The 20,046-nt window shown below is 62.3% G+C and carries 21 protein-coding genes and 1 pseudogene; 16 read left to right on the top strand and 6 right to left on the bottom strand.

From position 1 onward, the window contains the following. Nucleotides 1-2: 2 nt before the first annotated feature. Both QC826_RS14085 and QC826_RS14080 read left to right on the top strand, forming a co-directional pair. Nucleotides 3-998 carry an NADP-dependent oxidoreductase gene (locus tag QC826_RS14085; protein WP_279766138.1) on the top strand — a complete coding sequence of 332 codons (996 nt, stop codon included), beginning with the start codon at nucleotides 3-5 and terminating at the stop codon, nucleotides 996-998. Then, nucleotides 998-1,922, top strand: a pseudogene (locus QC826_RS14080) (SDR family oxidoreductase). The gene QC826_RS14085 and the pseudogene QC826_RS14080 overlap by 1 nt, the downstream one beginning before the upstream one ends. Before the next feature lie 103 nt (nucleotides 1,923-2,025). Here QC826_RS14080 and QC826_RS14075 read toward each other — a convergent pair. After that, nucleotides 2,026-2,544 (bottom strand): hypothetical protein, encoded by a 519-nt coding sequence (locus QC826_RS14075; RefSeq protein ID WP_279766137.1) that lies wholly within the window; start codon nucleotides 2,542-2,544, stop codon nucleotides 2,026-2,028. A gap of 117 nt (nucleotides 2,545-2,661) precedes the next feature. On the opposite strand from QC826_RS14075, the gene QC826_RS14070 reads away from it, so the two are divergent. From QC826_RS14070 to QC826_RS14015, 11 genes are all read left to right on the top strand, one after another. Next, entirely contained in the window at nucleotides 2,662-2,850 is a 189-nt protein-coding gene (locus QC826_RS14070) for a DUF1737 domain-containing protein (RefSeq protein ID WP_093388928.1), read from the top strand. Between the two features lie 102 nt (nucleotides 2,851-2,952). Next, the gene (locus QC826_RS14065; protein ID WP_279766136.1) at nucleotides 2,953-3,348 is read left to right on the top strand and encodes a glyoxalase/bleomycin resistance/extradiol dioxygenase family protein; all 396 of its coding nucleotides are present in this window, start codon (nucleotides 2,953-2,955) and stop codon (nucleotides 3,346-3,348) included. A gap of 339 nt (nucleotides 3,349-3,687) precedes the next feature. Next, nucleotides 3,688-4,389 (top strand): hypothetical protein, encoded by a 702-nt coding sequence (locus tag QC826_RS14055; protein WP_279766134.1) that lies wholly within the window; start codon nucleotides 3,688-3,690, stop codon nucleotides 4,387-4,389. Between the two features lie 85 nt (nucleotides 4,390-4,474). Continuing rightward, nucleotides 4,475-4,750, top strand: coding sequence for a hypothetical protein (locus QC826_RS14050; protein WP_279766133.1), 276 nt, complete (start codon nucleotides 4,475-4,477; stop codon nucleotides 4,748-4,750). A gap of 806 nt (nucleotides 4,751-5,556) precedes the next feature. After that, complete coding sequence (locus QC826_RS14045; RefSeq protein ID WP_279766489.1) at nucleotides 5,557-6,030, top strand: TIGR02594 family protein; 474 nt, start codon at nucleotides 5,557-5,559, stop codon at nucleotides 6,028-6,030. Next, nucleotides 6,027-6,368, top strand: a complete 342-nt coding sequence (locus QC826_RS14040; RefSeq protein WP_279766132.1) for a gamma-glutamylcyclotransferase family protein — start codon at nucleotides 6,027-6,029, stop codon at nucleotides 6,366-6,368. Before QC826_RS14045 ends, QC826_RS14040 begins: the two co-directional genes overlap by 4 nt. Before the next feature lie 168 nt (nucleotides 6,369-6,536). After that, nucleotides 6,537-7,877 carry a GGDEF domain-containing protein gene (locus tag QC826_RS14035; protein ID WP_279766131.1) on the top strand — a complete coding sequence of 447 codons (1,341 nt, stop codon included), beginning with the start codon at nucleotides 6,537-6,539 and terminating at the stop codon, nucleotides 7,875-7,877. 137 nt (nucleotides 7,878-8,014) lie between these two features. After that, nucleotides 8,015-9,112: an Acg family FMN-binding oxidoreductase gene (locus QC826_RS14030; RefSeq protein WP_279766130.1), complete on the top strand. Its 1,098-nt coding sequence runs from the start codon at nucleotides 8,015-8,017 to the stop codon at nucleotides 9,110-9,112. Between the two features lie 230 nt (nucleotides 9,113-9,342). Next, nucleotides 9,343-10,263 (top strand): prolipoprotein diacylglyceryl transferase, encoded by a 921-nt coding sequence (locus QC826_RS14025; protein WP_279766129.1) that lies wholly within the window; start codon nucleotides 9,343-9,345, stop codon nucleotides 10,261-10,263. A gap of 134 nt (nucleotides 10,264-10,397) precedes the next feature. After that, nucleotides 10,398-12,779 carry a DNA polymerase II gene (locus QC826_RS14020; RefSeq protein WP_279766128.1) on the top strand — a complete coding sequence of 794 codons (2,382 nt, stop codon included), beginning with the start codon at nucleotides 10,398-10,400 and terminating at the stop codon, nucleotides 12,777-12,779. Between the two features lie 128 nt (nucleotides 12,780-12,907). Continuing rightward, the gene (locus QC826_RS14015) at nucleotides 12,908-13,345 is read left to right on the top strand and encodes a GNAT family N-acetyltransferase (protein ID WP_279766487.1); all 438 of its coding nucleotides are present in this window, start codon (nucleotides 12,908-12,910) and stop codon (nucleotides 13,343-13,345) included. Between the two features lie 75 nt (nucleotides 13,346-13,420). Here QC826_RS14015 and QC826_RS14010 read toward each other — a convergent pair whose 3' ends face one another. The 5 genes from QC826_RS14010 to QC826_RS13990 form a co-directional block, all read right to left on the bottom strand. Then, entirely contained in the window at nucleotides 13,421-13,807 is a 387-nt protein-coding gene (locus QC826_RS14010) for a homoserine dehydrogenase (protein ID WP_279766127.1), read from the bottom strand. A gap of 162 nt (nucleotides 13,808-13,969) precedes the next feature. After that, the gene (locus QC826_RS14005) at nucleotides 13,970-14,851 is read right to left on the bottom strand and encodes a hypothetical protein (protein ID WP_279766126.1); all 882 of its coding nucleotides are present in this window, start codon (nucleotides 14,849-14,851) and stop codon (nucleotides 13,970-13,972) included. A 238-nt stretch (nucleotides 14,852-15,089) separates the two neighbouring features. After that, the gene (locus QC826_RS14000) at nucleotides 15,090-15,833 is read right to left on the bottom strand and encodes an NRDE family protein (protein WP_093388939.1); all 744 of its coding nucleotides are present in this window, start codon (nucleotides 15,831-15,833) and stop codon (nucleotides 15,090-15,092) included. Continuing rightward, nucleotides 15,824-16,114, bottom strand: coding sequence for a DUF4936 family protein (locus tag QC826_RS13995; protein WP_279766125.1), 291 nt, complete (start codon nucleotides 16,112-16,114; stop codon nucleotides 15,824-15,826). Before QC826_RS13995 ends, QC826_RS14000 begins: the two co-directional genes overlap by 10 nt. A gap of 1 nt (nucleotide 16,115) precedes the next feature. Further along, the gene (locus QC826_RS13990; RefSeq protein ID WP_093388941.1) at nucleotides 16,116-17,189 is read right to left on the bottom strand and encodes a YgfZ/GcvT domain-containing protein; all 1,074 of its coding nucleotides are present in this window, start codon (nucleotides 17,187-17,189) and stop codon (nucleotides 16,116-16,118) included. A 161-nt stretch (nucleotides 17,190-17,350) separates the two neighbouring features. Between QC826_RS13990 and mltG the strand changes: the two genes are divergently transcribed. The 3 genes from mltG to QC826_RS13975 are packed head-to-tail and all read left to right on the top strand — an operon-like array spanning nucleotide 17,351 to nucleotide 20,032. After that, on the top strand, nucleotides 17,351-18,337 hold the full coding sequence (gene mltG / locus QC826_RS13985; RefSeq protein WP_093388942.1) for an endolytic transglycosylase MltG: 987 nt from the start codon (nucleotides 17,351-17,353) through the stop codon (nucleotides 18,335-18,337). Between the two features lie 14 nt (nucleotides 18,338-18,351). Then, entirely contained in the window at nucleotides 18,352-18,984 is a 633-nt protein-coding gene (gene tmk / locus QC826_RS13980) for a dTMP kinase (RefSeq protein WP_093388943.1), read from the top strand. 10 nt (nucleotides 18,985-18,994) lie between these two features. After that, nucleotides 18,995-20,032, top strand: a complete 1,038-nt coding sequence (locus tag QC826_RS13975) for a DNA polymerase III subunit delta' (RefSeq protein ID WP_279766124.1) — start codon at nucleotides 18,995-18,997, stop codon at nucleotides 20,030-20,032. The last annotated feature ends 14 nt before the right edge of the window (nucleotides 20,033-20,046 follow it).

Here is a 20,046-nt window from a genome sequence, read left to right as displayed (position 1 = left end):
ACATGACGACATTCCAACGCATTGTCCTGGCCGAGCGCCCGCGCGGCGAAGTCAAAGCCAGCAATTTCCGCCTGGAGACGGTGGAGGTGCCCGCCCTGGCCGACGGCCAGGTGCTGGTACGCAACCATTTCCTCTCGCTGGACCCGTACATGCGCGGCCGCATGAGCGACGCCAAGAGCTACGCCGCGCCGCAGCCGCTCGACGAAACCATGATCGGCGGCACCGTCGGCCAGGTGGTCGAGTCGAAGAACCCCAAGTTCGCCGTCGGTGAGCACGTCGCCGGCATGTTCGGCTGGGCCGAAATGGGCGTCTCCGACGGCGCCCTGCTGCGCAAGCTTGACGTCAGCCGGATTCCGCTGTCGACCTATCTGGGCCCGGTCGGCATGACCGGCATGACCGCCTGGTACGGCCTGAACCAGATCATGCAACCGAAGGCCGGCGAGACGGTGGCGGTGTCCGCCGCCAGCGGCGCCGTCGGCAGCGTGGTCGGCCAGCTGGCCAAGCTGCGCGGCTGCCGCGTGGTCGGCATCGCCGGCGGCAAGGAAAAGTGCGACTACGTCGTCAACGAGCTGGGCTTCGACGCCTGCGTCGACTACAAGGCCGGCAATTTGCAGGCCGACTTGGCCGCCGCCGCGCCGAACGGCATCGACGCCATCTTCGAGAACGTCGGCGGCGAGGTGTTCGACGCCGCGCTGGCGCGCACCAACGCCTTCGCCCGCGTCGCCCTGTGCGGCATGATCGCCGGCTACAACGGCGCCGACGTGGAGATCAAGAACGCCCGCGTCCTGCTGACCAACCGCCTGACGCTGCGCGGCTTCATCGTCACCGAACACATGGAATTCTGGCCGCAAGGCCTGACGGAACTGGGCATGCTGGTCGCGACCGGCAAGCTCAAGTATCGGGAAACGGTGGCGCCCGACCTGGCCGCCGCCCCGGAAGCGTTCATGGGCCTGCTCAAAGGCAAAAACTTCGGCAAACAACTGGTGAAACTGATCTGATGAAAACATTCAAAGACAAAGTCGTCGTCATTACCGGCGGCGCGAGCGGTTTGGGTAGGGAATTCGCCAACGTGGCGGCGCGCCTGGGCATGAAACTGGTGCTGGCCGACGTGCAGCGCGACGCGCTCGACCGCGCCAAGGAGGAGCTGGTGGCCCAGGGCGCCAGCGTCATCGCCATGCTTTGCGACGTGCGCAAGGGCGAGCAGGTGCAGGCGCTGGCCGACGCCACCGTCGCCGAGTTCGGCGGCGTGAACCTGGTGTTCAACAACGCCGGCGTGGGCTCGGGCGGCTTGATCTGGGAAAACACCGAGGCGGACTGGGAGTGGGTGCTGGGCGTCAACGTCTGGGGCGTGATCCACGGCGTGCGCATCTTCACCAAGCTGATGCTGGACGCCGCCGCCAAGTGACCCGTCCTTCGAGGGACACATTGTCAACACCGCCTCGATGGCCGGGCTGCTGAACGCGCCGGCGATGGGCGTCTACAACGTCTCCAAGCACGCCGTGGTGTCGCTGACGGAAACCTTGTATCAGGATCTGCAACTGGTCGGCGCACCGGTGGGCGCCTCCGTGCTGTGCCCGTACTTCGTGCCGACCGGCATCAGCCAGTCGCACCGCAACCGGCCCGACGACGTGCGCATGACCAAGTGCCCGACCGCCAGCCAGCTGGCCTCGCAGGCGATGACGGACAAGGCCGTGTCGTCCGGCAAGGTATCGGCCGTCGACGTGGCCGAGCTGACCTTCAAGGCGATCGCCGACGGCCAGTTCTACATCTACTCGCATCCAGACGCGCTGGCCGGCGTGCAGATGCGCATGGAGGAGATCGTGCAGCATCGCAATCCGAGCGATCCGTACAAGGCCACGCCGCATGTGCGCGAGGCCCTGCGGGCCAAGATGAAGTTGGGCGAGGCTGCGCCTAAGGCCTGAGGCTAGACTTGAATCGGCCGGCGGCGGCTAACGTCGCCGCCGGCCGACATATGCTTCAAAGGTCTTATCATTTGGCTTTCTTCAGCCGCATTCCGCATCTACCTTAGGGCTTGCCAACTTCGGCAAGCCGTCCATTCTTCAGTAGCAACTTGATCGTTGTCCGTTTGCTCGGGAAGTTCGGTGCATCGTCCGGGCCGACTTCCAGCGCAGGGATGGTGATTTCCGCAGTGTGCGTTTTCGGATCACGCACCAGTTTCGCGGCCAGACTCGTCACGCCGCGCCAGCCCTTGCCGCCGATGGGAATCACGTCCATCAAGGTGTAGTGGGGCCGCTTTCCGTCTTCGTCCGTTTCGTAGCTGAACATGGCGAAATACTGGGTGTGGTTGTTGCCGCCGCCAAATCCTTCCACAGTAAATACCGTCAGCGCCAGTTGCTCGCCTTTTTGCGGACTCAGCATCTTGAACATGGTCGCCTTCGGATAGCCGACCGCGTATGGATCGCGCAGTAGCTCCGTCAAGCGCTCGACCTGATCGATCAAGGGTTTCGGCGCGGTCTCCGTGGCTGGCGCAGCCATGGCGGTCGAGGTGGCAAAGAGGAGGGCAATGAGAAGTCGAAATGGCATGGGAATAATCTTGTAGAATTGACGACGTGATCATACGCTTAAAATTGGCATTGTACTAAGCGAGCTCTTCGGCAATGCTACTGCTAGCCAGCAATCATTTATAGGAATCAGCAAACCATGAGCACTCCACCGGACGACTTGCCAGTGTACCGAGTTCTAACTGGTCCAGACGATGCGAAGTTTTGCCGTCGTGTTAGCGAAGCCCTGGCACTTGGATATGTACTTTACGGTTCGCCGGCACTGACCTTCAATGGCGAAAATGTTGTTGTGGCACAAGCTGTGGTGTGGCCTGGGGTGGCGGCATAGGCGTGTCCCCTTGGCGAGCCTGAGATTTTCGGCTGCGCTGGCAAATATGGTGTAAATTCAGCAACCTTCGGCCTATTCCTAGCTATTTACAAGGATGAATTGATGCAATTGTCCAACTATCTCTTTTTCACTACAACTTGCGAGCAGGCATTGGAGTTTTACACGCAGTGCGGGCTGGGCCGAGTTAGCGACGTGCTGCGATTTGGCGTTGATGGTATGCCGGTTCGAAATGAATCCATGCGCGGCAAAATCATGCATGCAAGATTTGAGGGGCCGGGTGTTCTGTTCTTTGCCTCCGATAATGATGATGCGGAGCCAATGCGAGGGTCCGCACATATTTTGCAGATGAATGATAAGCAGTTGACGAAACAGATTTTTGACAAATTGGCGAATGGAGGCGTAGTCACCACACCTCTAGATACGCAGGTTTGGGGCGATTATTTCGGTAAGTTGACCGACCAGTTTGGCGTGCAGTGGATGCTGAACTGTTCGGCTTGAATTACGATTGCTGAGAGTGGTAAATTTACTAAAAATCTGCCTGAAACGTACAACCTCGGAATCCACATGGAAGCATTTAAGTTTAATATTTTCGGTTCCTTTATCGCAATCACTGGCTCAGATGGTGGGTGGCAAGCGTTCTATTTTGGGGCTGACGGGAAACGTAGGCCTGCGGACTTTGTGGTGCCAAGTGATATCGCTGAACATGAGTTGTGTGAATATTTGGCGGACCTGTTTCATGAGAACGCGACACCTCGAAACTGCAATGCGGTCCAATTGACATAAGGTCGGGGTACAGCCAGGAGCAGCCGCACACATTTTTAATATTAGAGGTGAGCAATGTTGAAATTCTTTTCGTGTTTTCGAGCGTTTTTTGGAATGATGGCGTGCGCTTATCTATGCTCCACCTCCTTGGTGCAAGCCGCCAATCTAGGCAATGAGATGTCTCGCGACAATTTAATGGTGGTGCTACGTGAGTCAATTGGGAGAAATAAACTCGATGACACCTTAGTGCCAACTGCTAAGCAACGGGCAAGATTGGCTAATGGTCAAGAGATTGAAATTGAGATGGCGCACTTCGAATTCATTGGAGATATGCACATCCGATTTGTCTTCGACGGACCACAGTCTATGCGCAATGCCACACCTCAGGATCTTTCAAGCCTGGGATTAAGCACAAGCGAGGCTCTGCAAGTCGCGATTAAAAACATAAAGCGAGTGTATGGAAGCCCAGAGGTCTCAGTATGGTCAGGCGGTCTTATGCAGGTCAACGGCCAATCGCCGGACCTAGGCAGCAGCTATTTTCTTGACCATGATTTTTGGATGACGTTGAGCAAAAAGTATCCGGAAGGAATTGTAGTGGCAGTTCCCAAGCGAGGGGGGCTTCTATTTGCCCGTGTGTCTGATGAGGGAACCATAAGCCAGTTACAAAAAGCAATTCCGCTTCTTTACTCAAGCAGTGGAAGTTCAAGAATTTCTTCTGCACTCTATTTGTTTAAAGATGGGAAGTGGGGTGTTTTCCAAACTCCTGAAAAGCAATAGAACGCCCTTGGTTTCATCGGCCAGAAGCCGCCGCTCAAAATCTAAACGAAACGAATTTTCATGGGCACAAAATTGGAGCCGAAGGATGAAGAACTTTACCGCAGGGTGGATGAGGTTCTTCACTACATCTGGGGCCCCTATTGGCATATCCGGGGTGCCGCAAGCAAGAGACGAGTATTATTCATATTTGTCGAACGTATTTAAGCTGGTGAAAGATGAGGCCCCGGCGGAAATCATCGCTCAGCATCTGACAGATATTGTTGTAAATCGAATGGGCCTGCGTGGATCAACAAAGGATGCTCTAGAGGTTGTAAGCGTTCTCCAAGATTGGAAAGAATCACTAGATGAGAAGTACAACTAGCGATGACGCAAACCGGCCAGTAGCGGATATTCAATGAAACAACACTCATCAAGATGACGATGCGACTATTTAGGTTGTTGATTGCCTTAGTTCTCTCAGCTAGCGTTAACTCATGCAGCCTCTTCGATTCGGGCATTGAGTGGCGTGCTGGCCCATACGCTCTGTTGTGGATAGACACAGCTGACAATATCTCATTGTGCAGGAGTCTCGGCAAAGGCTCTTGGATTGGACGCGTGGATGCGATGGTTTTCGCTGTCGGTTGGAACGGTCGATATGCAGTGGCTAAACAGCATCCCGCTGGGGATAGAAGCAAAACCGATTATTTTATAGTCGACTCTTTGCGTGACTCAGATTTAGGGAATCAGTCGGACGTTGTACTTGGCCCTTTAAGCAGCGATGAGTACGCCAGAAAGGCTGTGGAATTAAAACTACCTGAGTTTACGAAAGTTTTTGAGTCACTGGAGTGACAATTTTCGGCCACAAGAAGACTGTTCTAGGAAGATTTTTAAGTAGGAAATGAGTAAATATTTTTCAAGGAAGCGTATCGAAATTTCACTGCGCTTTAAAAATATATCATGGATAATTTCACTCAGTTTGGTTCTTGGTGCATGCATTCTCGTCTTAAATATTATTCTGAATCAATCCGTAAGACAGCATCTCAGTTTTTGAAACTCTACGCGATGGACTTGCCAGCAAGGTTTCCGATGGTTTGGATCTGTACACTTATCGCACCGGCGAGCTCGCCAAGCATCGATGGTCTTGAGACTGGCATCGCCGAGCTAGAGAGCCGGGGGGGGCAACCTTGGATGACCGCCGCTTTTGGAGAGCGCGGCATACGGCGCTCCCCAGCCGGACAGACCAATCCTAGAATCGTCGAGTACAACTACCATACCAACCTGCGGGGCTACGACGACAAGATTTCATGGTGTTCATCCTTTATGAATTGGTGTCTCGCCCAAGTCGGTATCGCAGGCACCGGTTCAGCACTGGCTCGCTCATGGTTGGAATGGGGTATTCCGCTGGAAAGCCCCGTCCCTGGATGTATCGCCGTGTTGACGAGGGATGATCCCAATAGCTGGAAGGGCCACGTAGGTTTTTTTCTCCGTATAGAGGGGGACTCTGTTGTTTTATTTGGAGGAAATCAGCTAGAAGAAGTCCGGGAACACTACTACCCCGTTACGAGTATATTGAGCTATCGGTGGCCTGATTCTAACGCCGAAGCCGGCGCAGGCATTGGAAGCTTGCCACAACCTTACTTCAATGGAGACCCCGCTCGATGACGCAACTTCTCTTTTCATATGGAACGCTCCAACAGTGTGATGTGCAACTGGCCACCTTTGGGCGGGAGCTTCAAGGCACCGCCGACCAATTGCTAGGATTTCATCGTTCGATGGTGAAAATTGAAGACCAGGAGGTGGTCAAGACCAGCGGGAAGAGTCACCATCCCATCGTTAAACAAACGGGCATTGCGGAAGACCGCGTTGCTGGCACCGTCTACGAGGTGACGAATGATGAACTCGCACACGCAGACAAGTATGAAGTATCAGACTACAAGCGCGTCTCAGCTCCACTGTCCTCGGGGCGAACGGCTTGGGTTTATGTGGACGCGCGCGCATAGCCCTTTGAGCCGAGACTTGCATGGGGCGGCGGCGATCACGCCGGCGGCCGGCATCTTCCCCCTCCCCAATCTAGCCCGTCTTGTCAAACGCGCTCAAGTTGTTGGACTTTGGTAACAGCCGCTTGGATACCGGCTTGCGTTTGACAATTTGGACTAGAATCGAGCGATATGAAAAAGTCGTTTTCAGCCACGATCGCCCGCTTCACTGACTTGCTGATGGATGCCGTCTGCATGGTCGACGTCGACGGCCGTTTTGTGTTCGTCAGTTCTGCCTGTGAACGCATCTTCGGCTACACCCAGCAGGAAATGATCGGCAGGCAAATGATCGATCTGGTGTTGCCGGCGGATAGGGCCCGCACACTGGCGGCGGCGCGCTCCATCACGGAAGGCCAGGCCAATTCCAGCTTTGAAAACCGCTACGTCCGCAAGGATGGCCAGATTGTCCACATCATGTGGTCGGCATGCTGGTCCGAGGCGGACCAGTTGCGCGTTGCCGTGGCACGCGACGTTACCGCCATAAAGCAGGCGGAGGCCATGCAGGTTGCCTTGTACGCGATCTCCGAGGCGGCCCACGCGAGCGACGACCTACCGGCCCTGTTCGAGCGCGTCCACCAGATCATCGGCGCGCTGCTGCCGGCGCCGGGATTCGGGGTCGCCTTGCGGGGGCCGGACGGCCAGCCCCTGCAGTTCACCTATCATTCGAACGCTGACGGTCCCGCACCGCCGCACCCGCTGGCGCGCCTGCTGGGCGAGGAAGTGTTGCGCAGCGGTCTGCCGGTGCGCATTACGCCGTCGACCCTGCCGTACTTGACGGCGCAGTTGCGGGCGGCTGCCGGGCCGGCGCCGGACTGTTGGATTGGCGCACCCCTGGCAACCACCCAGGATCTGATCGGTGTGCTGTTGTTGCAGAGCAGCGGCGGACAAAGCCAGGACAGCTACACCGACCGCGACCAAGACTTGCTGATGTTCGTCTCCAAGCAGGTGGCGACGGCGATCCAGCGCAAGCAGTTGCATGGCAGTCTGCGCTTTATGGCGCAGCACGACGAGCTGACCCAACTGCCCAACCGGCGCCTGTTCCACGACCGACTCGAGATGGCGCTGGTCCGGGCGCAGCGCCACCAGAGCATGCTGTCGCTGCTCTTCATCGACCTGAACAAATTCAAGGAAGTAAATGATTCCTTTGGTCATGCCTGCGGAGACTTGCTGCTGCGAAAAGTGGCGCAGCGCCTGAAGGAATGCGTAAGGGAAGCAGATACCGTGGCGCGTCTCGGCGGCGACGAATTCGTCATCATCCTGGAGGAAATGTTGGTGCCCGAGGATGCTGCGCAGATCAGGGAGAAGATCCACCAGGTGCTGTTGGCCCCCATTCTGCTGCCCGATGGCATTAGTCTGGCTATCACAGCGAGTATCGGGGTGGCGCACTACCCCGAGCACGGCGACGACGTGCAGCAGTTGCTACGCTATGCCGACCAGGCTATGTACAGCAGCAAGTTGCAGAAGGTGGCCTAAGCCACCTGGCCGCGTCGGCCGTGTTGCACATATCTAGCATGAAAAGCTATCCGGTAGAATTGATGGTGTGATCATAGCCTCAAAGTTGGCATGATACCAAGAGCAGCACTTCGATCTAGCTGGGGACATTGACTATTATGCTGAACAGACGAACAATCCTGCTGGGCGGCGGCGCCGTGGCGCTGGCCGGCGTTGGTGGCGCTTATCTCGGAATGCGTAGCATGGGCTCCATGGAGGAATACAACTCTTCCATTGCGGCAAGCCGCGCAGCGTTAGCACGTAGGCCGGAAACGAGCGAGTTGGTACGTTGCGCAGCGCTTGCGGCGAACAGCCACAACACTCAGCCATGGCGGTTTAAGATCAAGCCGAGCGGGATTGAAATCCACCCCGATCTGGCGCGGCAGCTTTCCGCCGTGGACCCGGACAACCACCATTTGTATGCGAGTCTGGGCTGCGCGGCGGCAAATCTGGGCGTCGCAGCGGCGATGGGCGGCAGGCCCGGCGAGCTCAGCTTCAACCCGGCCCAGCAAGGCGCGGTGGTGTTCTCGTTCGGCGGTGGCGCGGCCGCCGAGCTTGCGCTGTTCGAGGCCATCGCCAAGCGGCAATCAACCCGTGGCGACTATGACGGCAAGCCCGTCAGCGCGGCGGAGCTGGCAACGCTGGCCAGGGCCGCAGCGCTACCAGGCGTCGATCTGCACCTCATTTCGGATCGGCCGCGGATGGATCGCGTGCGCGATCTTGTCGTGGCCGGCAACAGCACGCAGATGGCGGACCCCGCTTTCATGCGGGAACTGAAAACGTGGCTGCGTTTCAGTCCTCGACAAGCGATGCGGACCGGCGACGGCTTGTTCAGCGCCTCGAGCGGCAATCCGCCCATGCCGGCGTGGCTTGGGCCGGTGCTGTTCGATGTCGGCTTTAAGGCGGCGGCCGAGAATGACAAATACGCCCGACAGATCGCGTCATCGGCCGGTGTCGCGGTGTTCGTCGCGCAGAAGAATGATCCCGAGCATTGGGTGCTTGCCGGTATGGCCTGCCAGCGCTTTGCGCTTGCCGCCACCGCGCTCGGCCTCAAGCACGCCTTTATCAACCAGCCCGTGGAGGTGGCCGGCCTGCGAGCGGAACTCGCCGCCCTGGTTGGCGCGCCCGGGCGCCGACCGGATATCGTGATGCGCTTTGGCTACGGGCCGGCGCTTCCGTTCTCGTCGCGTAGACCGGTAAGCGCGGTGCTGGCGTAAGCCGCGTCGGCAAAGTTTCGCAGCGGGGGATGACCTTCCGCGCATGATCGCCTGCGCGCGAGGTGGCGGCAAACGACATCTGGTGCGGGCTTGCCGCCAAACAGGCCGGCGTTGGCCACGGCTTAATCGTGGCTGAAGGTTTGCGACCATCTCCGTTTTGTCGGGCCGGACGTGCTACATTCTCGGCTCCCGCTCCGGCGCCACCCTCATCGATGAAGTGAGATCAATTCATGTCGTACCCGTATTTGAGCGATGTCATCAAGGCCTACACCGGCTACGACCTGCCCATGCCGTTGGCCACCTTCGGCCTGCTGGTCGCCCTGGCGACCTTGGCCGCCGGCGCCTGCATGAAGGTGGAGATGCGCCGGCTGTACCAGGCCGGCCGCCTGGGCAAGGCCTGGCGCCACGTCAAGGGCCCGGACGGCGCGCCCGTGTTGGTCGAGAAGCCGCCGCAAGACATCGTGCCCGACCTGACCATCGCGGTGCTGATCGCCGGCGTGCTCGGCGCCCGCGTCTTCCACATCTTCGAGCATCTGGACAGCTTTGTCGCCGCGCCCTGGGACATGATCTTCAGCCGCTCGGGGCTGAGCATCTTCGGCGGCCTGATCTTCGGCACGCTGACCGGCATGCTGTTCGTCAAGCGCTGGAACCTGTCGCCGCGTCCCTTGCTGGACGCCGCCGCCGGCGCCATGATGCTGGGTTACGGCATCGGCCGCATCGGTTGCCAAATCTCCGGCGACGGCGACTGGGGCGGCGTGGCCAACATGGCCCTCAAGCCGGACTGGCTGCCCACCTGGGCCTGGGCGCAGACCTACGACAATAATATCTACGGTGAACTGATCGCCGCCCCCGGCGTCTATCCAACACCGATCTACGAGACCTTGATGGCCTTCGCCTGCTTCGCGCTGTTGTGGGCGCTGCGCAAGCATCCGTTCAAAACCGGCTGGCTGTTCTCGGTCTATCTGGTGCTGGCCGGCCTGGAACGGCTGCTGATCGAGCAGATCCGCGTCAATCCGGTGCTCGACTTCGCCGGCATCCACGCCACCCAGGCGGAGATGATCGCCGTCGCGCTCACGGCCTGCGGCGTGCTGGGCCTGGCGCTGTTGAGCCGGCGGGCAAGCCAGCCGGCGCCGCAAGTTGCCACCCTGTAAAGATCGCTCAGCGCGCGGCCGCGCTTTGCTTTAAGATGCGAGGCCGCCGCCCGTGCGCAGCCGGCGGCGCCATGCGAAACAGCATCAGAAAATAAAGCAAGAACACGCCTGAGCGGCGCTTTGAAGGTAGTACCTTGGATCAACCACAACAGGGCTTTTTGGGTTTCTTACTAACCCGACACTGGCGCGACACGGCCGCCGGCACGGAGGTCGACTTCTGGCTGGCGACCGACGACGGGCCGCGCCATCTGCGCCTGCCGCCGCAGACGTCGGTGGCCTTCATCCCTGCCGAGCAACGCGAGCAGGCCGAACTGGTGCTGCGCGGCGAGCGCCATTGCGAGCTGCGGCCGCTGGCGCTGACCGATTTCCACCACCGACCGGTGCTGGGCCTGTATTGCCGCCAATACCGCGTGTTGATGAAGCTGGAGAAACGCCTGCGCGAGTACGGCGTCGACGTCTACGAGGCCGACGTGCGGCCGCCCGAGCGTTACCTGATGGAACGCTTCATCACCGCGCCGGTCAGCTTCGACGGCAACGCCGGCGCCGGCACCAAGGGGCCGCTGCTCGACAGCCAGCTGCGGCCAGCGGCCGGCTACCGGCCCACGCTGCGGCTGGTGTCGCTGGACATCGAAACCACCTCCCACGGCGAGCTGTACTCGATCGCGCTGGAGGGCTGCGGCCAGCGCCAGGTCTACATGCTGGGTCCGCCCAACGCCGAGGCCGGCGCGCTCGACTTCGCGCTGGAGTATTGCGACAGCCGCGCGCAGATGATCGAACGGCTGAACAGCTGGATGGAGCGGCACGATCCGGACGCCATCATTGGTTGGAACCTGGTGCAGTTCGACCTGCGCGTGCTGCGCCAGCACGCCGAGCGCTACAACATGCCGCTGCGCTTCGGCCGCGACGGCAGCGAGATGGAGTGGCGCGAGCACGGCGGCAAGCAGCAGCATTTCTTCGCCGCCGCCGCCGGCCGCCTGATTATCGACGGCATCGAGGCGCTCAAGTCGGCGACTTGGAGTTTCCCCTCGTTCAGCCTGGAGCATGTGTCGCAGGCGCTGTTGGGCGAGGGCAAGTCGATCGACAATCCCTACGACCGCATGGCCGAGATCGACCGCCGCTTCGCCGAGGACAAGCCGGCGCTGGCGCGCTACAACCTGAAGGATTGCGAGCTGGTCACGCGCATCTTCGCCAAGACCGAGCTGCTGACCTTTTTGCTGGAGCGGGCCAGCGTGACCGGCCTGGCGGCCGACCGCAGCGGCGGCTCGGTGGCCGCCTTCGAGCACCTGTACATGCCGATGATGCACCGCCAGGGCTATGTGGCGCCGAACTTGGGCGACGTGGTGGGCGACAACAGCCCGGGCGGCTACGTGATGGACTCGCGCTCCGGCCTGTACGACTCGGTGCTGGTGCTCGACTACAAGAGCCTGTACCCCTCGATCATCCGCACCTTCCTGATCGACCCGGTCGGTCTGGTGGTCGGCACGGCGATGGCGGACGAGGCGGCGACGGTGCCAGGCTTCCGTGGCGGCCGCTTCGCGCGCGACAAGCATTGCCTGCCGGCCATCGTCAAGCAGATCTGGCAGGGCCGCGAGACGGCCAAGCGCGAGCACAACAAGCCGCTGTCGCAGGCCTTGAAGATCATCATGAACGCCTTCTACGGCGTGCTGGGCTCGGACGGCTGCCGCTTCTTCGACCCGCGCCTGGCCTCGTCGATCACCTTGCGCGGCCAGGAGATCATGCACCGCACGCGCGCGCTGATCGAGGCGCAGGGCTACCAGGTGATCTACGGCGACACCGACTCGACCTTCGTCTGGCTCGGCCACGCCCACGACGACGAGCAGGCCGGCGTGATCGGCCGCGCGCTGGTGGCCCAGGTCAACCTGTGGTGGAGCGCCCACCTGCGCGAGGAGTTCGGCCTCGACAGCGCGCTCGAGTTGCAGTACGAGACGCACTACCGCCGCTTCCTGATGCCGACCATCCGTGGCTCCGAGCTGGGCAGCAAGAAGCGCTACGCCGGCCTGATCGGCAAGCCGGACGGCACGGAGGAGATGATCTACAAGGGCCTGGAGACGGTGCGCAGCGACTGGACGCCGCTGGCGCAGCAGTTCCAGCAGGCCTTGTACCAACGCATCTTCAAGGGCGAGGCCTATCAGGACTACCTGCGCGACTACGTGCGGCGCACGGCGGCCGGCGAGTTCGACGAGCTGCTGGTCTACCGCAAGCGGCTGCGCCGGCCGCTGGAGGAATACGAGCGCAACGTGCCGCCGCATGTGCGGGCGGCGCGCATCGCCGACGAGTACAACCGGCGCCACGGACGGCCGCTGCAGTACCAGCGCGGCGGCTGGATACGCTATGTGATGACGACGGCCGGGCCGGAGCCGCTGGAGGTGCGCCGCGCGCCGATCGACTACGAGCACTACCTGACGCGGCAGTTGCAGCCGGTGGCCGACGCCATCCTGCCTTTCCTGCGCGACGACTTCGCCACGCTGACCAGTTTGCAGCAGACCTTGTTCTAAAGGGATGGCTAGAAAGTAATGGCTATCCGGGCGGAGGGGTGAGTATTTGGCGGCCGATGCTGGGCCGCTTCCATCCGGCGCGGGCGGCGTGCGACAATCGCCGTTTCGCCACCCTTTGCCCAAGCTACATGACCAATACAAGCAAGCACGACATCCATTTCGGCAACTGGGACGCCCTGAGCGCCGATGCCAAACTCATCCGTTTCGAAGTCTTTGTCGACGAACAGAAGGTGCCGGCCGAGATCGAACTCGACGACATGGACGCCGTCTGCCTGCACGCCGTCGCCTACGATGCCGCCGGCATGCCCATCGGCACCGCGCGGCTGCTGCCGGACGGGCATATCGGCCGCATGGCGGTGCGCAAGGTCGCGCGGGGGAGCGGTGTCGGTGGCGAGTTGTTGCAAGCCCTGATGGCGCAGGCCAAGGCGCGCGGCGACCGCAAGGTGGTGCTGAGCGCACAGACCCAGGCCGCGCCGTTCTACCAGCGGCACGGTTTCGTTATCGACGGCGAGGAATTCTTCGAGGCGGGCATCGCCCACATCCAGATGCAGCTGACGTTTGCCTGATTTTGGCTGCGGGCGAGCGGGGCAGGGTGGCGCCGCCTATGTACCCGGCGGCGCGATGTCGGCTTCGATGTCGGCTTAGTAGCCGGTCTTGCGGCCTTCGATGACGGGCATGGCGTGGTCGCTGATCAGCGCCCCGATCAGCCGGGCGATGGTTTCCGAGGCGATGACGGTGTGGTGGTTGTCCGCCGCGGCGAGCTTGTGGCGCAGTTCGTTGCGCACTTCCGGCAGGCCGCTCAGGTCGAAGATGACGTCGAGCTTGTCGCCCAGTGCGACCAGCTCGTCCAGGCCGACCACGGCGATGCCGGCGGCGACGGCTTGGGCCTTGCCCGGCGTGTCCATCTTCTCCGCGACGTGGGTCAGGTGAACGCCGCCGCGTTTCTTCTTCAACATCTCGGTGAGAAATGCCGATCCAACACGTCCAAGACCAATGATGGCGATGTTTTGATTGCTCTGACTATCCATGCGTTTCTCCGGAAAATAGCTGCGCTTGCGGTGGGTGTGCGGCTGGGCTTTTTGCTGTTGCCTGCCGGCAAAGTATAAACTTGCTATTTACTTTCCCACAATAACTATTTCGGAGTAGAGCTTTCGGCCGATGGACGGCGACGGATGGCCCGGCCCGGATGACTACTTCGACCGGCCGGCAACGCTGCCGTAAGCGTTTTCGCAGCTACAGGCGCTGTCCGGCGGCAAGGGGTACAGCAGGCCGCAGCTGCCGGACGGCGTGACGCAGCTTGAGCCCTGTTTGGCCGCTTTGGCGGTGTTCGGGACGGGCCGGGGCGCGTTGAGCAGCGCCTCGAGGTCGATCGGAGCGAACTGGCTGAGCGTGGCGCGCTTGTTGACTTCGCTGGCACCGGCGTTGGCACCCGCGCTGGGCTCGTCGGCGGGCTTGGCCGCGCCGGTGGCCGGCACGCGCGTGACCTTTTTCTCCAGAATGTCCCCGGTGCGCGGGTTCAGCCGCTGCCACTCGCGCACGCCATTCTCCCACTGCCGTTCGCGCACCACGTTGCCGCTGGCGTCATAGGCCTCCTGCTGCTTGTACTGGCCCAGGCCGCGCATCTTGCTGGTCTGCTCGGCGTGGGCCAGGCCGAGGAAGGACAGGCCGACGCCGGCCGTCTCGTTCTTGGGGAAGGGGAACCACTGGGTGAACTTGCCGAACTCGACGAAAATATCGCCCTCGTCGAACACCGAAAAGCGCACCTCGACCGTGCCGTCGGTGCGGCGGATCGGCACGGGGAAGGCGGCCACCGGCTGCTTGTTGAAGTATTTTTTGAACAGCTCGACGTTGAGCCGCTCCGACTCCGTCTTGGGCAGCTTGGCCAGCGCGGCGTAGATGTCCAGCCCGCCGTTGAGTAGCGCCGGCAGCACCACCAGCACGCCGGTCAGACCGATGACCCAGCCCCTGATCCGGTCGAATCCGCTGGCGGGCGCGCCCGTTGGCGCGTTGGCTGGTGTTGTTGTACTCTTGGCCATGATGATCCACTCCCAATGGGCAGGCGATAGCCACACGATAGCCCCGCCAGCGAGGCGGCCAAGCGAATCGGCTACGGTGTTTGATCTTCAACAAACCCGCGCTCATATCGGACACATGCGTGTGCCAGGCCCCGTAGCCCCGGGGTCAGATACCGACATTCAGACACGAGCTCAACCGTAGCATTCGCCTGCAAGCGCTACAACTGCTGTGTTTGTGTCCGAATGTCGGCACTGACCCCGGCTCTCGGTCCTTTTCGGGGGGCGTGGGACTAGGCTATTGGACCAGCACTTCGTGCAGCACCGCCGGGGCGTCGGCGTAGAGCTTGACCACGGTCGAGGTGCGCGTGCCGTAGCCCGGCGTTTCGATGCGCACCGCCGACAAGACCCGCTCCAGGTCGAGCGGCACGCCGGTCTCCGGCAGGCGCATGTCGGGCGCCAGCGTGGTGTCGGAAAGCATCTCGAAATAGGCGTCGTCGGGCGCGCCCAGGCACAGCAGACTGGCGAACTGGGCCTTGGTCTTCAGCACCTTCGGCCACGGCGCGTCGAGCAGGGCGTTGGACAGGCCGTAGACGCCGGGCTCGAGCGGCTGGCCGTTGCGCGGGTCGCCCTGGCCTTTGTTGGAGAACCAGATCAGGGTGTCGCGGTCGGCCAGCACCAGGTTGAAGCCGTTGTAGGCCTCGCTGCCGGCGCGGATCGATTCAACATACTGCTGCGGCGTCATATTGCCGGCCAGGTAGTCGGCCACCAGGTGGCCGCGCGAGGGCGCGTCCGGCTTGTGCTCGGCCGGCGCCCGGATGTTGGTGATGGCGGCGAAGCGCGACGACTGTGTCGCCGCCTCGCCCCGGCTGATGCCCATCCAGCTGCCGCCGGCCTTCAGGTCGCGGCCGGCAAAAATCTGCGGCTGGTCCGGCCAGGCGCCGGCCGGCGCGCTGGCGCGCGCGTAAAACTCGTCGCGGTTGGCGGCGGCCACCAGCGGCACGGCCGGGATGACCTTCCAGGCGAAAACGATCAAACACATGAGATTACATCCGTAAAGACTTCGGTGTGGCGCGCGCCGGCGATCCAGGCGGACAGGCCGGCCTGTTCGACGGCGGCCTCCAGCGTGGCCGGAAAACTGGCCGGCACGGCCGGGTAGACCTCCATCCAGGTGTGCAGGCCGTCCTTGGCCTGCGGCCGCCGCTTCAGCTGGGCGGCGACGCCGTGGCGCTGCGCCAGGCCGGCCTGCATGGCCGTGACGGCGCCTTGCAGGGCGGCCGTGTCGGCTTCGCGCACCTGGTAGTAAATGTACAGGTCGGCCATGTCAGAGGTCGAGCGCGTCCAGCACATACGGCATGGCGAGGAAGCGCAGCGGCGTGCCGGCGGCCGAACCGAGCCGCACGGCGCCCTCGGCGACGCCGGCGTCGATCGCCGCCAGCTTCATCTCGACCAGCGCGTCGACGCCGCCGGCGCCGTTCGGCGCGGCGTTGACGACCATGCCGCAAGGCTGCTCCGGATCGGCCGTGGCGAACACCTCGGCGCCGGGAATGGCGGCCTTGTCGGCGATGCTGACCAGCGTGGTGCGGCGCTTCAACTTGCCCAAGTATTGGCTACGGGCGACGATCTCCTGGCCGGGGTAGCACCCCTTCTTGAAGTTGACGCCGCCCAGCAGCTCGTAGTTGACCATCTGCGGCACGAACTGCTCCTGCGTCGCCGCGCCGATCTGCGGCACGCCGGCGTGGATCTCGGACAAATGCCAGGCGTCGTTGCCGCCCACGGCCAGGCGCTCGGCCAGCAGCGGCCAGACGGTGGCGGCGGTGGCGCCCGAGGTCAGCCATTGGTAGCGCGGCGCGCCGAACACGTCGCCGAGGCGCAGCAGCGTGCCCAGCGGGTGGTCGATGCGGCTGTAGGCTTGCGCCGGCAGCACGTCGAACCAGGTGCGCAGCACGGCCTCGGCCAGGGCGCCGCCCAGACCCAGCACCACCTCGTTGGCGGGCTGGGCGGTGGCGTCGCTGAGCTTGGTTTTGGCGCGCAGCACGAACATCTGCAGGCGCTTTTGCAGCGGCGCCTGGATCGCGCGCGGCAGTTGCAAATAGATGGTTTCGGCGTCGCGCCACAGCAGGAAGCTGGCCAGCAGCCGGCCCTTGGGCGAGCAGTAGCCGGCCAGGCGCACTTGCTCCGCGTTCAGGTGCTCGACGTCGTTGGTCAACTGGCCGTGTAGGAAGCTGGCCGACTCCTCGCCGTTCAGCGCGATCAGGCCCAGGTCGGTGACGGGGGCGGCGAAGCCGGCGGCCAGCTCGGTGGCGCCGAGGGCGCGGCCGAAGTCCAGCACCTGATCCGGCGCCTGCTCGGCGCGGCGCGCACCCTGCGCGTCCAAAAGTTGATTCCAAGTATTCATAATTTCCAATAATTTGACGATTAAAGCATTATCATTACGGGTTCATTATAGTGATGTCGCGCAAAACGCGCCGAACGCGGCCAAAAACCGTATCGGGTTCGGCTGGCTTAGCCTGCATTTCTGGTCCACACTGGTGGATAACCACTTGGCTTGTTTGAGAGATGGCTTTCATAAAAAAAATCATAGTTAGCGGCATGATCGTTGCGGTGGCGGCGGGCGGCTATTTCGCCTATTGGGCGACGGACGCCATCACCACCGAGGAACCGGCCATCGAATTCAGCATCGCCCCCGGCAGCGGCGCCCACGCTGCCGGCCAACAGATCGCCGAGGCCGGCGTGCCGATCGAACCGCTGCTGTTCAATCTGCTGGCCCGTGTCACCGCCAAGAGCGGCAAACTGAAGGCCGGCGCCTACGAACTGAAACCCGGCACCACGCCGCTGCGCTTGATAGATCAACTGGTGCGCGGCGAGTTCGCCCAGGAAACGCTGACCATCATCGAGGGCTGGACCTTCCGCCAGATGCGCCAGGCGATGGCGGCGCACAAGGGCCTCAAGCATGATACCGTTGCCTTGTCGGACAAGGAGTTGATGGCGCGCATAACATCCGACTATAAGCAGCCGGAGGGGTTGTTCTTTCCCGACACCTACCTGTTCGCCAAGGGCGCCAGCGACCTGCAGATCTTCCGTCAGGCGCACAGCATGCTGATCACCCGCCTCAACGCGGCGTGGGAAAAGCGCGACCCGGCGCTTCCCTACAAGAACCCCTACGAGGCGCTGGTGATGGCCTCCATCGTCGAGAAGGAGACCGGGCAAAAGTCAGAGCGCGGCATGATCGCCGGCGTCTTCGTCAACCGTCTCAAGCTGGGCATGCTGCTGCAGACCGACCCGACGGTGATCTACGGCATGGGCGCCAGGTACGAGGGCAAGATCCGCAAGCGCGACCTGGAAACGGACACCCCTTACAATACCTACACGCGCAGCGGCCTGCCGCCGACGCCGATCGCGCTGCCGGGCGTGCAGTCGCTGACGGCGGCGCTGGCGCCGGCCAAGACGCCGGCCCTGTATTTCGTCTCGCGCGGCAACGGCACCAGCCAGTTTTCCGACAACCTGACCGACCACAACCGGGCAGTGAACCAATTCCAACGATAGGCCTTTCAGTTTTCATGACTCAACAACGCGGCAAATTCATCAGTTTCGAAGGCATCGACGGTGCCGGCAAGTCGACCCATATCGGCTTCGTGGCGCAATTCCTGCGCAGCCACGGCGGCGCCGACATAGAACTGGTCACCACCCGCGAGCCGGGCGGCACGCCGCTGGGCGAAAAGCTGCGCGACCTGCTGCTGCACGAAAAGATGCACCTGGAGACGGAGGCGCTGCTGATGTTCGCCAGCCGCCGCGAGCACATCGCCCAGGTGATCGAGCCGGCCTTGGCGCGCGGCGCCTGGGTCATCTCCGACCGTTTCACCGACGCCAGCTTCGCCTACCAGGGCGGCGGCCGGGGCATGGACCGCGCCAAGATGGAGGCGCTGGAGCAGTGGGTCCACCCGCATCTGCAACCGGACCTGACCTTCCTGTTCGACGTGCCGCTGGAAGTGGCCCGCGCCCGCCTCGACGCCACCCGCTCGCTCGACAAGTTCGAGCAGGAGCAGGCCGACTTTTTCGCCGCCACGCGCCAGGAATACCTGCGCCGCGCCGCCCAGTTCCCGCAGCGTTTCCGCATCATCGACTCGACCCAGACGATCGCCGCGATCCAGTTGCAGCTGAGCGGCATGCTGCAAGCGGAACTTTCAGCATAGAATACTACTGATGAGCAATTCAATTTATCCTTGGCAAGAATCGTCCTGGCAACAGCTGCAACAGCTGCGCCAGCGCATGCCCCACGCCATCCTGTTCCATGGCGCCGCCGGGATAGGCAAGTCCGACTTTATCGAGCGCTTCGCCCAGGGCCTGCTGTGCGAGGCCGTGCTGCCCAGCGGCCACGCCTGCGGCCAGTGCGCCTCCTGCGGCTGGTTCACCCAGCACAACCACCCCGACTACCGCCGCGTGCGGCCCGAGGCGCTGGAGGACGAGCCGCCGGCCGACGGCGAGGAGGGTGGCGACGGCGAGTCCAAAAAGACCGCCAAGTCGGCCAAGGCGCCGTCGAAAGAGATCAAGATCGAGCAGATCCGCAATCTGGCCGACTTCATGAACATTTCCACCCACCGCCAGGGTCTGCGCGTGGTGGTGCTGTACCCGGCCGAGGCGCTCAACATGCCGGCCTCGAACGCGCTGCTGAAGACCCTGGAGGAGCCGCCGCCGGGCACCGTCTTCCTGCTCGCCTCGAACAGCCTGGACCGGCTGCTGCCGACGATCTTGTCGCGCTGCCGCAAGTTCGCCCTGCCCATGCCCAGCCACGCCGAGGCGCTGGCCTGGCTCAAGGCGCAGGGCGTGGCCGACGCCGACAGCTGGCTGCGCGAGCAGGGCGGCGCGCCGTTGGCGGCGATGGCCCAGGCCGAAACCGGCAACCGCGACGACATGGACGCGCTGCTGCAACTGCTGGCCCATCCGAGCATCGAGGGCGCGCTGAAGACGGCGGAAAAATTGCAGAAGGTGAGCCTGTCGGCGCAGGTTTCCTGGGTTCAGCGCTGGCTTTACGACCTGTTTTCCTACAAACTGGCAGGCAGCGTGCGCTACTACCCGCGTTACCAGCGCGAGCTGGCCAGCCTGGCCGACAAGATCCACGTCAGCCGCCTGTTGGCCGCCATCAAGAGCGCCAACGAGCGTCGCGCCACGGCCGACCACCCCTTGTCGCCCAAGTTGTTCATCGAAGACATGTTGCTCGACTACACGGCCTGCTGCGCCTGAAACCTGAAAGGGAC

Source organism: Rugamonas sp. DEMB1 (genome assembly GCF_029834475.1).
GTDB classification, from domain to species: Bacteria; Pseudomonadota; Gammaproteobacteria; order Burkholderiales; family Burkholderiaceae_D; genus Rugamonas; species Rugamonas rubra.
The sequence above is the reverse complement of the archived record's forward strand: the minus strand, read 5'-3'. Positions and strand labels throughout refer to the sequence as shown.